The following is a 14,144-nucleotide window of genomic DNA, read 5'->3' on the forward strand; positions in this document are numbered from 1 at the left end:
TTCCGGATGGACGCTTTTGCCCGTTTCCCTTCGCCGGGACCCCGACCATGTGCAAGTATCAACGCACGGCGTCGCCGCCCGCGTTCAGCTAGCTGAAGGAGTCCTACCGATGGCCCGGTCTCTTCCCGAAGATCCTCTGATCCGTCGACTCGTCGTCGAAGCGCGTCGCGCGCAGGTGAGTCGCCGCACCGTGCTCGGGGGTGCGGGCCTCGGCGCCGCGGCCCTCACACTTGCCGCGTGCTCCACAGGGGGCGACTCGAAGCCGACCCCCGCGGCCGACGACTCCGCCAACGACCCGACCCTCACCTGGGCGAACTGGTCGCTATACCTCGACGAGGACGACGACGGCAACCACCCGACCCTCGAGCGGTTCATGGACGAGACGGGGATCACCGTCGACTACCGCGTCGATGTCGACGACAACAACTCGTACTACGCGAAGGTCAAGGACCAGCTCAAGCTCGGCCAGGACATCGGCGCCGACCTCGTCTGCCTCACCGACTGGATGGTGAGCCGCTGGATCCGTCTCGGATACACCCAGACCTTCACCGAGGCGAACATTCCCAACAAGGCCAACCTCGAGCCGAACCTGCTCAACGTCGACTTCGACCCGGGTCGCACCCAGTCGCTCCCGTGGCAGGGCGGATTCGCCGGCATCTGCTGGAACAAGGAGAAGGTCCCGGGCGGACTGCGCTCGGTGAGCGATCTGTGGGATCCCTCGCTCAAGGGCCGCGTCGGCGTGCTGAGCGAGATGCGCGACACTATCGGGCTCATCATGCTCGAGCAGGGCGTCGATATCTCGGGCGACTTCACCGACGACCAGTTCGGCGCCGCGATCGACGTCTTCCGTGAGCAGGTCGAGAGCGGACAGGTCCGCTACATCAAGGGCAACTCCTACATCGACGACCTCGCGAAAGAAGACACCCTCGCCGCGATCGTGTGGTCGGGCGACGTGACGACGCTCAACTACGAGAACGGCGACCGCTGGGAGTTCGCGATCCCGGATGCGGGCGGCACGCTCTGGAACGACAACTTCATGATCCCCGTCGGATCGCCGCGCAAGACGAACGCCGAGAAGCTCATCAACTTCTACTACGACCCCGAGATCGCAGCCGAGGTTGCGGCATGGGTGAACTACATCACCCCGGTCGTGGGCGCGAAGGAGGCGGCCGAGGCGATCGACCCGGAGCTCGTCGACAACCAGCTGATCTTCCCCAACGAAGAGACGCTCTCGAAGGTCAAGGTGTTCCGCACGCTCTCCGCCGCCCAGGAGCAGAGCTACGGCGCCGAGTTCCAGTCGGTGCTGATCGGCGCCTGATGGCCGGTTCGTTCGACGAGTCGGGAGCCGACCTGGAACTGGTCGGAGTCACGAAGCGCTTCCCCGGCTTCACCGCGATCGAGAATCTCAACCTCACGATCCCCGCGGGCTCGTTCTTCGCGCTCCTCGGCCCGTCCGGATGCGGGAAGACGACCACCTTGCGGCTCGTCGCCGGGCTCGAAGAGCCGAGCGCCGGACGCATCCTCATCGGCGGCAAGGACGTCACCGCCACGAAGCCGCACCAGCGCCCCGTGAACACGGTGTTCCAGAGCTACGCACTGTTCCCGCACATGAGCGTGCTCGGCAACGTCGCATTCGGGCTCCGCAGGCGTGGCATCCCCAACGCCGACGAGCGTGCGCACGAGGCGCTCCGCCTCGTCGAGCTCGACCACCTCGCGGCCCGGCGTCCCACACAGCTCTCCGGCGGTCAGCAACAGCGCGTCGCCCTCGCGCGCGCGATCGTGAACCGCCCTGCGCTGCTGCTCCTCGACGAGCCGCTCGGTGCGCTCGACCTCAAGTTGCGTCGCCAGATGCAGCTCGAGCTCAAGTCCATCCAAGGTGAAGTGGGGCTCACGTTCCTCCACGTCACCCACGACCAGGAGGAGGCCATGACGATGGCCGACACGGTCGCGGTGATGAACAAGGGCCGCATCGAGCAGATGGGCGCGCCCGAGGAGCTGTACGAGCTGCCCCGCACCGCGTTCGTCGCGAACTTCCTCGGGCAGTCGAATCTCTTCACCGGGGACGTCGTGCAGTCGTCGCAGGACTCGATCACCGTCGACATCGCGGGCGTCGGGATCACCGTGCCGCGCGAGCGCGCACAGCGTCACGCGGGGGAGGTCACGATCGGCGTCCGCCCCGAGAAGCTCACCCTCCACACGACGAAGCCCGCTCCGGCGAGTGAGACCAACGTCCTCGGCCCGGGAACCGTGACCGACGTGTCGTTCACGGGTGTCTCCACGCAGTACCTCGTGCAGGTCCCCGGACTGCCGGTCATCACGGTGTTCGCCCAGAACATGTCGTTCGGACCGGTCGTCGAGCCGGGCGCCGAGGTCTGGGTCTCCTGGCGTGTCGAGCACGGCTTCGGCCTCGCCGACGAGCCCTCCGCCGAGCCGCGCTTCGCGGACGACGACGACACCCGCACGATCGCCGTCCAGCGACGTCAGCGGCTCGAGGACGAGCTGGACGAGGCCTGAGATGGCCTTCGGCGCGTTCGCGAACACGGGCCCGGATCTCTCCGCCGCAGCCCCGCGTCGGCGCAGCTACGTCGCCCTCATCCTCCTGCTGCCGGGTGTCCTGTATCTCGTCGCGACCTTCGTCGCGCCGCTCGTCTCGCTCGTTCTCACGAGCTTCAAGGAACCGGGCGGCGACTTCGAGGTCGGCGAGTACGTCTACGCGTTCCGGTGGGAGAACTACACGGAGGCGATCGGTCGCTTCGGCGAGATCTTCCTGCGCACCTTCGGCTACTCGGCGCTCGCGACGATCCTCGCCCTCCTGATCAGCTATCCGCTCGCCTACTTCATCGGGGTCTCGCTGCGAAGGTTCCCGCTGTGGCAGAGCCTCACGCTGATCCTCGTGATCGCGCCGTTCTTCATCAGCTTCCTGCTGCGGACGCTCGCGCTCAAGGCGATCTTCGCCGACGAGGGGCCGGTCGTCCCGGCGCTGCAGAGCATCGGCATCCTCAGCTCCGATCAGTACCTCAACGGCACCGCGTTCACCGTGGTGCTCGGTCTCACGTACAACTACATCCCGTTCATGACCCTGCCGATCTACGCCTCGCTCGAGCGACTCGATCTGCGCTACGTCGAAGCCGGGGGAGACCTGTACGCGGGACCCGCCCAACGCTTCTGGCGGATCATCCTCCCGCTCTCGATTCCGGGTGTCGTGTCCGGGACGCTCCTGACCTTCATCCCCGCATCGGGCGACTACGTCAACGCGAGCAAGGACTTCCTGGGATCGACGAACACCGTGATGGCGGGCAATGTGATCAACGACCTGTTCTTCCAGAGCTTCTATCCGGTGTCCGCGGCGGTATCGATCCTCCTGATGATCGCGATCCTCATCCCCGTGACGGCATACGTCGCCCGAAGCGGATCGGAGGACCTGCTGTGAGCACTCAGGAGGCGGCCGCTCTCGCCGAGGCGGAGCGCGCACCGCGCGAGCGTCGCCCGCGCTCGGGCCGAGGAGGCGCGGGCACCTGGGTGGTGGGGGCGTACTCGCTCCTGGCGCTCGGGCTCATGCTCATCCCGATCGTCTACACGATCGTGTTCTCGTTCAACGACGCGCGCCGCACGAACATCGTCTGGCGCGGTTTCACGCTCGACAACTGGCTCGGCATCTGCGATGACGCACGCGTGTGCGAAGCGTTCGGCAACAGCATCCTCGTCGGAGTCACGGCGACACTCGTCGCCACGATCCTCGGAACGATGATCGCGATCGCGATCGTGCGATACACCTTCCGGTTCCGCACGCTCGTGACGGTGCTGCTGTTCCTGCCGATGGCCACGCCGGAGGTCGTGCTCGGCTCGGGGCTCGGCTCCCAGTTCGTGAACCTCGGCGTCGAGCGCGGACTCTGGACCGTGATCGTCGCGCACATCATGTTCTGCATCAGCTTCGTCGTCGTCACCGTCCGTGCGCGGGTGGCGAGCCTCGACCCCTCGCTCGAGGAGGCGGGTCGCGATCTCTACGCGAGTCCCGCGCAGGTGTTCTGGCGCGTCACTCTGCCGCTGCTCATGCCCGGGATCCTCGCCGCCGCCTTGCTGTGCTTCGCGCTCAGCTTCGACGACTTCATCATCACCAACTTCGTCTCGGGCAACGCCGAGACCTTCCCGAAGTTCGTCTACGTCGCCGCCTCGCGCGGCATACCGCCGCAGGCGAACGTGATCGCCTCCGCGGTCTTCGTGCTCGCGATCCTCATCGTGCTCATCGCCCAGCTCTCGGCCGGATTCCGGCGCAGGCGGCTCGCGAAGTCGGGGTGAGCGTGTACGGCGATCGAGCGCGCCTCACGACGCTGTGGGACGCCGAGCGGGAGCTCTTCCGGGCGACCCATCCCGCGTCGGGCGAACTGTGGAGCCGTGCGTCCGCGCACCTGCCGGGCGGCGTTCCGATGCTCTGGATGTCGAAGTGGCCGGGCGACTGGCCGGTCTACGTCGAGGAGGCGTCCGGCGCGCACTTCCGCTGCGCGGACGGTATCGATTACGTCGACCTGTGCCTCGGCGACACAGGGGCGATGGTCGGTCATGCGCCGGAGGCGGCGGTGCGGGCGCTGACCGCCCGGCTCACGGCCGGCTCGACCTTCATGCTCCCCACGGAGGATGCGGCGATCGCTGCGGAGACGCTCTCGGAGCGCTTCGGACTGCCGGAGTGGCAGTTCACCCTCTCCGCGACCGATGCGAATCGGCACGTGCTCCGCTACGCGCGTCAGGCCACCGGGCGGCGCAAGGTTCTCGTGATCGACTACTGCTATCACGGCACCGTCGACGAGGCGTACGCCACCCTCGACGGCGACGGCAGAGTCGTCTCACGGCGGCGCAACATCGGACCGCCCGTGCCACTGGATGAGACCACGGTCGTGGTCGAGTTCGACGACCTGCCGGGTCTCGAGGCGGCGCTGGCGACGCGCGAGGTGGCCGCCGTGCTCATCGAACCCGCGATGACCAACATCGGCATCGTGCTGCCGTCACCCGGCTGGCACGACGCCGTGCGCGCGGCGTGCGACCGTACCGGAACGGTGCTCGTGATCGACGAGACGCACACCCTGTCCGCGGGGCCCGGCGGCATGACCGCCCGCGACGGCCTGCGACCGGATGTGGTCGTCGTCGGAAAAACGATCGGGGGAGGCGTACCTGCCGGGGCGTGGGGGATGACCCGCGAGCTCGCCGATCGTGTGCGCGCGAGCCTCGACTGGGATGGCGAGGGGCGCGAAGACCTCGACGTCGGCGGGGTGGGCGGCACGCTCGCCGGGAACGCGCTCTCGATGGCGGGCATCCGGGCGACCCTCTCCGAGGTGCTCACGCCGGAGGTGTATCCCGGGATGATCGCGCGCGCGACCGAGTGGACCCAGGGCGTTCAGGCCGCGATCGACCGGTTGGGCGCGCCGTGGCAGGTGACCCAGCTCGGGTGCCGGGCGGAATACAGTTTCCGCCCCACGCCGCCCCGCAACGGGCAGGAGGCCGCCGATGCCGACGACTTCGCGCTGCAGCAGTACCTTCACCTGCACGCCCTCAACCGCGGCATCCTCATGACGCCGTTCCACAACATGGCGCTCATGAGCCCGGCGACCACGAGCGCAGATGTCGAGCGGCACACCGAGGCGTTCCACGACGCCGTCGAGGCTCTCTACGGCTGAACCGCCGATCAGAACGAGACGCGGAGCCCCGGGGTTCCGATCTCGGCGAGCACCGCGTCCGCCGTCGAGCGGGCGAGCAGCCCTTCCCGAACGAGCAGCTCGAGGCCCGCCGGTGTCGTCGCACGGTGCGACCCGTCGAGCGCCTTCACGGCGACGGAGGCGCCATCCGGTGTGACGAGCACGAGCACTCCCTCCGCCCCGAGCTTCGCGACGAGGCCGGTCTTCTCGATCGTCACCGTATTGGCGCGCCCGGGGCCATCGATGGCCCAGGGATGCGAACGGATCGCGTCGCCGAGAGCCGTGCCGCTGCGGGCCGTGCGCGACGCGGCACGCGCGAGCCCGACGAGGCTCATGAGCGGGACGGGTGCGCCGCATCCGTCGATTCCGAGGGTGCTGAGCGTCTCGCCTGCGAGAGAGGACGTCAGCTCCAGCACGTGCCGTTGCATCGGATGCGCCGGGTCCAGGTAGCCCTCCGTGTCCCATCCGTTCGCGACGCACGCAGCAAGGAATCCGGCGTGCTTGCCCGAGCAGTTCATCGTGATCGGACGCGGAGCGTCGGCCGCTCGGCGGGCGACCGGATCGGCGGGCCAGTCCGCGGGGCATCGCAGCGAGCTCTCGTCGAGCCCCGCGTGGTCGAGGATGCGGCGCACAACCTCGACGTGCCGAGGCGTTCCGGCATGACTCGCGGCGGTGAGGGCCGTTGCGACCTGATCGAGTACGACCCCCGCGAGTTCGACCGCCGTCGCCTGCACGAGCTTGAGGGTCGAGCGGGGATAGATGAGCGCGTCAGGGGAGCCGAGCGAGGCGAGGAGCGTGCCGTCCGGATCCACGACGGCCGCCGCACCGAGATGGCGCGACTCCGGGACCTCGCTCCGCCACACGGCACAGAGCTCGACCGAGCTCGCCGGGTCGAGCAGCGCCGTCACGCGCCTACGGCCGCGAAGCACTCCGCGAGCACGTCCATCGCGTCGGTGAGCAGCTCGTCGCTGAGGGCGAGGCTCGGCAGGAAACGCAGCACGTTGCCGTACGTGCCGGCCGTCAGCACCAGCACGCCCCGCTGGGCGGCCTCTGCCGCGATCGCGTTCACCAGGTCGGCGCGTTCCGCTCCGGTCTCAGGGTCGAGCAGTTCGATCGCGATCATCGCGCCGATCCCGCGGACCTCCGCGATGACGGGGTACCGCTCGCGCAAGCTCTCGAGCGCCGTGCGCAGACCCGCCTCGATGCGACGCCCTTGGGCGAGGAGGTCGTCCTTCTCGATGCGCTCGAAGACGGCGACCGCCGCGGCGCACGCCACCGGGTTGCCGCCGAAGGTGCCACCGAGCCCGCCGGGCTGGGAGGCGTCCATGATCTCGGCGCGCCCCGTGACCCCGGCGAGCGGAAGGCCGCCCGCGATGCCCTTCGCCGAGAGCACGATGTCGGGCACGAGCCCGAAGTGGGAGCTGGCGAAGTAGGCGCCGGTGCGGGCCATACCCGACTGGATCTCGTCGGCGATGAACACGATGCCGTTCGCCGTGCACCACTCCTGGAGCGCCGGAAGGTACCCCTCGGCGGGGACGATGAATCCGCCCTCGCCCTGGATCGGCTCGACGACGAGGCAGGCGAGATCCGCCGCTCCGACCGTCTTCTCGAGGTAGGCGATGGTCCGAGCCGCGGCGGCCGGCCCGTCGAGACCGTCGCGCAGCGGGTAGGAGTTCGGGGCGCGGTAGACATCGCCCGCGAACGGTCCGAATCCCAGCGAATAGGGCATCGCCTTGAAGTTCATGGCCATGGTGAGGTTCGTGCGCCCGTGGTAGGCGTGCTCGAGCACAGCCACCCCCGAGCGGCCCGTGTACTTGCGGGCGATCTTCACTCCGTTCTCCACGGCCTCCGCGCCGGAGTTCACGAGCACGGTCTTCTTCGCGAAGTCGCCCGGCGTGTGGGCCGCGAGCAGCTCGGCGACCCGGACGTATTCCTCGTACGGGGTGATCGTGAAGAGGGTGTGGACCACATCCGCCAACTGGGTCTGCGCGGCGGCGACCACCGCGTCGTCGGTGTGGCCGATCGTCGTGACGCCGATCCCCGCACCCAGATCGATGAACTGGTTGCCGTCGACGTCGAGGAGGATCGCGCCGTGCGCCCGCTCCACGAACACGGGCAGTGCGCTCGACACGCCGCCCGACACGACCGCGCGTCGGCGCTCCTGGAGCTCCACCGACCGCGGTCCGGGGATCGCGGTCACGACTCGGCGCTCCTGGGGGAGCGGCGCTACCGTGGGGGTGGTCAGGGTGTCGGTCATGGAGCGATCCTAACTCGCGCGGACGCCGACCCAGCAGGTGCTGATTCCGACGTTCTGGCCCTCTCGAAGTGAGGAATCTGATGGATCTGACCCACGAGTATGCGGTTTCCGTCGAATGGACGGGAAATCTCGGCACGGGCACGAGCGGCGGGCGCCGCGCGCACTCGCGCGATCACGTGGTACGTGCGGCGGGCAAGGTGCACGAGATCCACGGGTCGGCAGACCCCGCGTTCTTCGGCGACGCCGAGCGCTGGAATCCCGAGGAGATGCTGCTGTCCGCGCTGGCCCAGTGCCACATGCTGAGCTACCTCTACGTGGCGGTCCAGCGGGGCGTCGTCGTGGTCGCCTATCGGGACGACGCCGTGGCTCACCTTGAGCGTGACGCCGACGGCAGCGGCCGGATCACGGGCGCCACCCTGCGGCCCGTCGTGACGATCGCGGCGGGCTCGCCCGCCGACGCGGATGACGCACATGCGGAAGCGGCCCGCCTGTGCTTCATCGCCTCTTCCGTCGCGTTCCCCGTGCGTCACGAGGCGACGCTTCTGCTCGCGGACGACCCGCTCAGCTGAGCGTCACGGGGCCTTCCGACTGTCGAGCTGGGCATAGAGGTCGGCGCGGTCCGCGTCGAGTGCCTGGAGCTCCGCAACCTTCTCGTTGTAGGCGTCGACGTCCGCGTTGAGCGCGAGACGTTCCGCCTCCAGGTCGTCGCCTCGTGCCAGCAGCTCCGCCCGTTCGGCGAAGAACTGCTGCTGCGACGCGAACGCTCCGGCGTCGGCGCGCGCATTGAAGTCGATGATGTCGGCATCGAGTTGCGCGCGCGCGGCGTCGTACGCGGCGGAGCGCTTCTCGAGGTCGGAATTCGCGGCGTCGAGCTCGTCGCTCAGCTCCTCGATGCGCGCGGTGACCTCATCGAGCGCAGCGGTCGACGCGTCGTCGTACGCGAGCACGACGCTCCGGTCGGCGAAGACGCCGGCGTAGTGCGTCTCGAGCGCGGCGGGGAGGTCCGTGTACGAGGTGCCGAGACGCGAGTGCCACTCGTCGGCTTGTTGGGCCTCGGGATACCCGCTGACGATCCGCACGTTCTCGTCGTCGTCGGGGAGGGTGGCGACGTACTCCGCGACCAGCTCGTCGATGCGACGCGCCTCCGTGCGGGGCATGCGCTCGTACACGGCGTGCAGCAGCTCGTGCGCGGCAGTCGCCTCGACGGTCCCGGACAGTCGCTCGTCGCTCACATTGAAGACGTAGATCGTGCCGTCGTAGCAGCCGAGCACCACCTCACCCTCGAAGTCGCAGTGCTCCTCGAACGTACGTGCCTCGTCGACCTGCGGTCTCGAGGCGAAGAACACCCGACGTCCGTCCTCGGTGAGCGTCAGGTCGTCCGCAAGCTGCTCGATGTCGGACGCGGGCGGTTCCGTCCAGACGACCCACTGGTCCGCATAGACCTGACGCCGCTGCGCGTCCCACGGAGCGGCGACGATCCCGACGGTCGCGAGCACTGCGGTCACGGCGGTGAGGGCGATCCACCCGCGTGCGCGACGTCGCCGCCTCGGTCGCTCCCGCACCGGATGCGGCGGGAGCAGCGCGTCGATTCCGTCTGACATCGTTCGGTCAGAGCGCCGCGAGGGCCTCTTCCAGGACGCCCGCGGCGTCGTCGATGAGGTCGTCACCGATGACGACGCTCGGGAGGAGACGCAGGACGGAGTCCCACGATCCCGCGTCGAGCGGGATCACACCGTTGGCGGTCGCGTGGCGCAACACGGCGGTGAGGGCGGCAGGATGCGGGTTCGTCGTGCCCGGCTCGACCAGCTCGATGCCGAACATCGCCCCCTTGCCGCGAACCTCGCCTACCACGCCGAAGCGTTCGGGCCAGTCGCCGATGCGTGCCATGAGCGAGCGTTCCACGCGGCGCGCCTCGCCGAGGAGGTCGTCTCGCTCGATGATCTCGAGCACCTTCAGCGCTGCGGCCGTCGAGACGGGATTGCCGCCGAAGGTGCCGCCGATGCCGCCGGGCTGCACGGCATCCATGATCTCGGCGCGCCCGGTGACCGCCGCGAGCGGCAACCCGCCCGCGATCCCCTTCGCACTCGTCACCAGATCCGGAACGACGTCGTGGTGTTCGATGGAGAACCACGTGCCGGTGCGTGCGATGCCGGCCTGGATCTCGTCCGCGACGAACACGATGCCGTGCTCCTCGCAGAAGCGCTTGATCGCCGCGAAGTAGCCCGGGGCAGGGATCACGACTCCGCCGTCGCCCTGGATCGGCTCGACGAAGAACGCCGCCACCTCCTCGGGGCCGATATGGGTCGTGATGTAGTCGATCGTGCGGGCGGCGGCTTCTTCGCCCGTCAGACCGTCGCGGAAGGGATACGAGACCGGCACCGAGTAGAGCTCGCCGGGGAACGGCCCCATCCCGGCACGCTCGGGCCACGGGCGGTACGTCATCGCCATCGTCAGGTTCGTGCGCCCGTGGAACGCGTGGTCGAGGCTCACGATCGCGCGGCGGCCGGTGTAGCGCCGGGCGATCTTCACGGCGTTCTCGACCGCCTCGGCGCCCGAGTTCACGAGGATCGAGTGCTTCTCGAAGTCGCCCGGGGTGATCTCGGCGAGCTTCTCCGCCACGCGGACGTAGTTCTCGTAGGGCGTCACCGTGAACAACGTGTGCGTGAGCTGTGCGGCCTGGGTCGCCACCGCCTCGGCGACCTCGGGGTGCGCGTGCCCGATCGTGGTCACGCCGATTCCGCATCCGAGGTCGATCAGCTGGTTGCCGTCGACGTCGACGAGGATCGCGCCCGAGCCGCGCTCCATGTAGATGTTGGCCAGAGTCCCGGCACCTCGCGACACGCTCGCGACGCGACGCTCCTGCAGAGCCCGAGACTTGGGGCCGGGGAGTTCGGTGACGAGCTTGCGCTCCTGGGGCACGCTGAACGGCATTCTTCGAGTCTAGGCGGGAGGGTGAACTCGGCCGGATGCGTCGCGTTCACCGAACACAGAGCATCCGTGGGGCAGGATGGGGTGTTCCCGTCCTTTGCACCGAGGAGATCGTCGTGCGCCGAATCCTGCCCGTCCTCACCGTGGCCGCCCTGGCGGTCACGCTCGCCGGGTGCGCCGGCACAGCCGAGCCGGATGCGACATCGACTGCGAACGCAGACGAGTGCGCCGTTTCGGGCTCCTCCTCGGAGGCGGTGACCGCCTCGAGCGACTTCGGGACGCTCCCGACGGTCTCGTTCGACGCGCCGCTCGAGCCGGAGGTCACGGAGCGCACGCTCGTGACCCAGGGAGACGGCGACCCGGCGCCTCACGGCGCGGTCGCCACCATCGACTACAGCTTCTACAACGGCCGCAGCGGCGAGGTGATCGAGTCGACCGATTACACGGATGGCCAGCAGGCGGTGTTCGTTCTCGGTGACCAGTTGCTCGCCGGCCTGCGCAAGACGATCGAGTGCACGCCGGTCGGGTCACGCGTGATCGGCGTCGCACCCGCGGCGGATGCGTTCGGAGACGAAGGGCTCTCGGACTACGGCATCGAGGCAGGGGACCCGCTCGTGTTCGTGGTCGACCTGCTCGCCGCCGAGACTCGCGCGTGGGGCGAGCCCCAGGACGCGCCCGACGGCTTCCCCACGGTGGAGCTCGACGACGACGGACGCCCGACGGTGACCATGCCGGACGGATTCGAGACGCCGAAGACGAGTGAATCTGCCGTCCTGATCCAGGGCGACGGCCGTGCGGTGGAGGAGACCGATCAGGTCTACATCCAGTACCAGGGCCTCGACGCGGCTACCGGCGAGATCTTCGACGAGACCTGGGACGACGGCAACCCCTACTCGGGATCCGCGAGCGGCTTCATCACGGGCTTCACCGACGCGCTGGTCGGTCAGAAGGTCGGCTCGCAGTTCATCGTCGTGATTCCGCCCGCGGAGGGCTACGGCGAGGCGTCCGACGACAACACCAACGAGCTCGCGGGCAAGACGCTCGTCTTCGTCGTGGATCTGCTGGGGGCCGTGCCGACGGTCTGATGACCTCCACGCGACGTTAGGCTCGGGCGCATGGGCCGCCGTCGTGTCATCGTCCTTGGATCCACCGGATCGATCGGAGTCCAGGCGCTCGAGGTGATCGCGGCGAACGCCGATCGCTTCGAGCTCGTGGGACTCGCGGCCGGTCGTGACGAGGCGGGCCTGTCGCGGCAGGCATCCGAGACGGGCGTCACCCGGACAGCGCTCGGCATCGACGAGGCCGTGCAGCTCGTGCACGAGGTGCCGGCCGATGTCGTGCTCAACGGAATCACCGGCTCGGTCGGCCTCGCCGCGACGCTCGCCGTGCTCGAGACGGGAGCCACGCTCGCCCTTGCCAACAAGGAGAGCCTCATCGTCGGAGGCGAGCTCGTGCTCGCCGCCGCTGCGCCGGGGCAGATCGTGCCGGTCGACTCCGAGCACTCCGCGATCGCCCAGGCACTCCGCTCGGGAGAGCACGGGGAGGTGCGGCGGCTCGTCGTCACCGCCTCGGGCGGCCCGTTCCGCGGTCGCACTCGGGATGAGCTCGCCGCGGTCCGTCCCGAGGATGCGCTGGCGCACCCCACGTGGGACATGGGGAGGGTGATCACCACGAACTCGGCCACCCTCGTCAACAAGGGACTCGAGGTCATCGAGGCCCATCTGCTGTTCGGCATCCCGTACGACCGCATCGACGTCGTCGTGCATCCCCAGTCGATCGTGCACTCGATGGTCGAGTTCGTCGACGGGTCCACGATCGCGCAGGCCTCTCCGCCGGACATGCGGCTCCCGATCTCGCTCGGCCTCGACTGGCCGCATCGGCTCGCCGGGGTCGGTGCGCCGATCGATTGGACTGCGTCGCAGCATTGGAGTTTCGAGCCTCTCGACGACGGCACCTTCCCGGCGGTCGCCCTCGCCCGCCGAGTTGGTGAACTCGGGGGCACCTATCCGGCTGTCTACAACGCCGCGAACGAGCAGGCTGTCGAGGCGTTCCACGCGCGACGCGTGCCGTTCCTCGGCATCGTCGAGACCATCCGGCGGGTCGTCGATGCACATGAGCCGGGGGATGCGAGTCTCGCTGGTGTGCTCGCCGCTGAGACGTGGGCGCGCGATGAGGCAGACAGGCTGCTCGCAGGAGGGGTGAACGGATGACGCGACGCGTTCTCGCCGGATCGACCGCCGTGGCGCTGCTCGCCGTCGCGCTGACCGCAGGAGGCCTCGCTCAGCCCGCCTCGGCTTGCGCCTGCGGTGCACCCGCACCGCCCGCCGGGACCGTGGTCTCGGTCGGCGAGGAGCACGCTCTGATCAGCCACGACGGTACGACGGAACGCATCGAGATGGTGCTCGACATGCTCGCCGACGGGGCAGAAACGGGTCTCATCGTGCCCACCCCGAACCCCGCGAAGGTCTCGGTGGGTTCCGCGAGCCTGTTCGAGGCGATCGACGAGTTGACGGCCCGGGACGTCGAGGTCGTCGAGGACTGGTGGGGAGCCACCGGCGACGGTGGCGGCGGCGCAGCACCGGAGGTGCTCTCCGAGGTGGATCTCGGCCCCATCACCGCGGTGACGCTCGCCGCATCCGATGCCGAGGGGCTGGATGCGTGGCTCACCGAGAACGGGTACGGGATCGACGCCTCCGTGAGCGACCTGTTCGCCGACTACATCGACCGCGGCTGGTCGTTCGCCGCGTTCAAACTCACCGGTGAGGACCCGCTCGACGGGGCTCTCGACCCGATCCGTCTCGACTTCCGATCGCGGCACATCGTGTATCCGCTTCTGCTCTCGCAGGCCGCGACCACCCCGCAGACCGTGCGGCTGTACCTTTTCGGCGAGGATCGCATGCAGGCGGCGTTCCCCGATGAGACGGCGGTCGGAAGCGTCGTCTGGGCGGGCCCGGTGACCGACTCGACGCTCGAGCCGCTCGGCGCCTACCTGACCGAGATCGAGGCGTACTTCCCCGATCCGGCCAGCCAGATCACGGGCGACCTCACGATCACGTCGACGGGAGTGCGAGAGGACTACACCTCGACCGAGATCCGCACCAAATATGTGCAGATCGCCGGGCTCCCCGTTGGCGTGGCGATTGTGGGTGTCGCTTCCGTGTTCGGGTTCATGCTGTTGATCGTGGTGATCGGCGGCATCATCCATCGCCGCGCGGAGAAGCGCCGCCGTCGCGTCTGGTAGGCGTTCAGCCGGAGCACTGTCAGGCCTCGGCCCG

Annotated in this window: 13 protein-coding genes; 9 read left to right on the forward strand and 4 right to left on the reverse strand. The window is 68.9% G+C overall.

Annotation, left to right across the window (positions count from 1 at the left end; translation table 11 throughout):
- Positions 1-109: 109 nt before the first annotated feature.
- The 5 genes from FVQ89_RS10615 to FVQ89_RS10635 all read left to right on the forward strand — a co-directional run bounded on the left by FVQ89_RS10615 (position 110) and on the right by FVQ89_RS10635 (position 5,666).
- Positions 110-1,318, forward strand: coding sequence for a PotD/PotF family extracellular solute-binding protein (locus FVQ89_RS10615; protein ID WP_147901921.1), 1,209 nt, complete (start codon positions 110-112; stop codon positions 1,316-1,318).
- A complete protein-coding gene (locus tag FVQ89_RS10620) occupies positions 1,318-2,514 on the forward strand; it encodes an ABC transporter ATP-binding protein (RefSeq protein ID WP_147901922.1) in 1,197 nt (398 codons plus the stop codon). Before FVQ89_RS10615 ends, FVQ89_RS10620 begins: the two co-directional genes overlap by 1 nt.
- A gap of 1 nt (position 2,515) precedes the next feature.
- Positions 2,516-3,430 carry an ABC transporter permease gene (locus FVQ89_RS10625; protein WP_147901923.1) on the forward strand — a complete coding sequence of 305 codons (915 nt, stop codon included), beginning with the start codon at positions 2,516-2,518 and terminating at the stop codon, positions 3,428-3,430.
- 125 nt (positions 3,431-3,555) lie between these two features.
- Entirely contained in the window at positions 3,556-4,296 is a 741-nt protein-coding gene (locus FVQ89_RS10630) for an ABC transporter permease (protein WP_147902429.1), read from the forward strand.
- Complete coding sequence (locus tag FVQ89_RS10635; RefSeq protein ID WP_255513564.1) at positions 4,293-5,666, forward strand: transaminase; 1,374 nt, start codon at positions 4,293-4,295, stop codon at positions 5,664-5,666. The genes FVQ89_RS10630 and FVQ89_RS10635 overlap by 4 nt, the downstream gene beginning before the upstream one ends.
- Positions 5,667-5,674: 8 nt before the next feature.
- Here the strand turns inward: FVQ89_RS10635 and FVQ89_RS10640 are convergent, their stop codons facing one another.
- Together FVQ89_RS10640 and gabT (FVQ89_RS10645) are read right to left on the reverse strand one after the other, a co-directional pair.
- The gene (locus FVQ89_RS10640; RefSeq protein ID WP_187265001.1) at positions 5,675-6,592 is read right to left on the reverse strand and encodes an asparaginase; all 918 of its coding nucleotides are present in this window, start codon (positions 6,590-6,592) and stop codon (positions 5,675-5,677) included.
- Positions 6,589-7,941, reverse strand: a complete 1,353-nt coding sequence (gabT, locus tag FVQ89_RS10645; RefSeq protein ID WP_147901925.1) for a 4-aminobutyrate--2-oxoglutarate transaminase — start codon at positions 7,939-7,941, stop codon at positions 6,589-6,591. The genes FVQ89_RS10640 and gabT (FVQ89_RS10645) overlap by 4 nt, the downstream gene beginning before the upstream one ends.
- Before the next feature lie 80 nt (positions 7,942-8,021).
- On the opposite strand from gabT (FVQ89_RS10645), the gene FVQ89_RS10650 reads away from it, so the two are divergent.
- Positions 8,022-8,510 (forward strand): OsmC family protein, encoded by a 489-nt coding sequence (locus FVQ89_RS10650; protein WP_147901926.1) that lies wholly within the window; start codon positions 8,022-8,024, stop codon positions 8,508-8,510.
- Between the two features lie 3 nt (positions 8,511-8,513).
- Here the strand turns inward: FVQ89_RS10650 and FVQ89_RS10655 are convergent, their stop codons facing one another.
- Positions 8,514-9,542, reverse strand: a complete 1,029-nt coding sequence (locus FVQ89_RS10655; RefSeq protein WP_147901927.1) for a hypothetical protein — start codon at positions 9,540-9,542, stop codon at positions 8,514-8,516.
- 7 nt (positions 9,543-9,549) lie between these two features.
- Positions 9,550-10,872, reverse strand: coding sequence for a 4-aminobutyrate--2-oxoglutarate transaminase (gene gabT / locus FVQ89_RS10660; protein ID WP_147901928.1), 1,323 nt, complete (start codon positions 10,870-10,872; stop codon positions 9,550-9,552).
- A gap of 113 nt (positions 10,873-10,985) precedes the next feature.
- Between gabT (FVQ89_RS10660) and FVQ89_RS10665 the strand changes: the two genes are divergently transcribed.
- From FVQ89_RS10665 to FVQ89_RS10675, 3 genes are read left to right on the forward strand one after another with little or no spacing between them, the layout of a single operon-like run.
- Positions 10,986-11,954, forward strand: a complete 969-nt coding sequence (locus FVQ89_RS10665; RefSeq protein ID WP_187265002.1) for an FKBP-type peptidyl-prolyl cis-trans isomerase — start codon at positions 10,986-10,988, stop codon at positions 11,952-11,954.
- Positions 11,955-11,984: 30 nt separating this feature from the next.
- Positions 11,985-13,079, forward strand: a complete 1,095-nt coding sequence (dxr, locus tag FVQ89_RS10670) for a 1-deoxy-D-xylulose-5-phosphate reductoisomerase (protein ID WP_147901930.1) — start codon at positions 11,985-11,987, stop codon at positions 13,077-13,079.
- Entirely contained in the window at positions 13,076-14,110 is a 1,035-nt protein-coding gene (locus FVQ89_RS10675; protein ID WP_147901931.1) for a DUF2330 domain-containing protein, read from the forward strand. The genes dxr and FVQ89_RS10675 overlap by 4 nt, the downstream gene beginning before the upstream one ends.
- The last annotated feature ends 34 nt before the right edge of the window (positions 14,111-14,144 follow it).

Origin of the sequence: Homoserinibacter sp. GY 40078 (genome assembly GCF_008017545.1) — a bacterium.
In the GTDB taxonomy this organism is placed as follows: Bacteria; Actinomycetota; Actinomycetes; order Actinomycetales; family Microbacteriaceae; genus Homoserinibacter.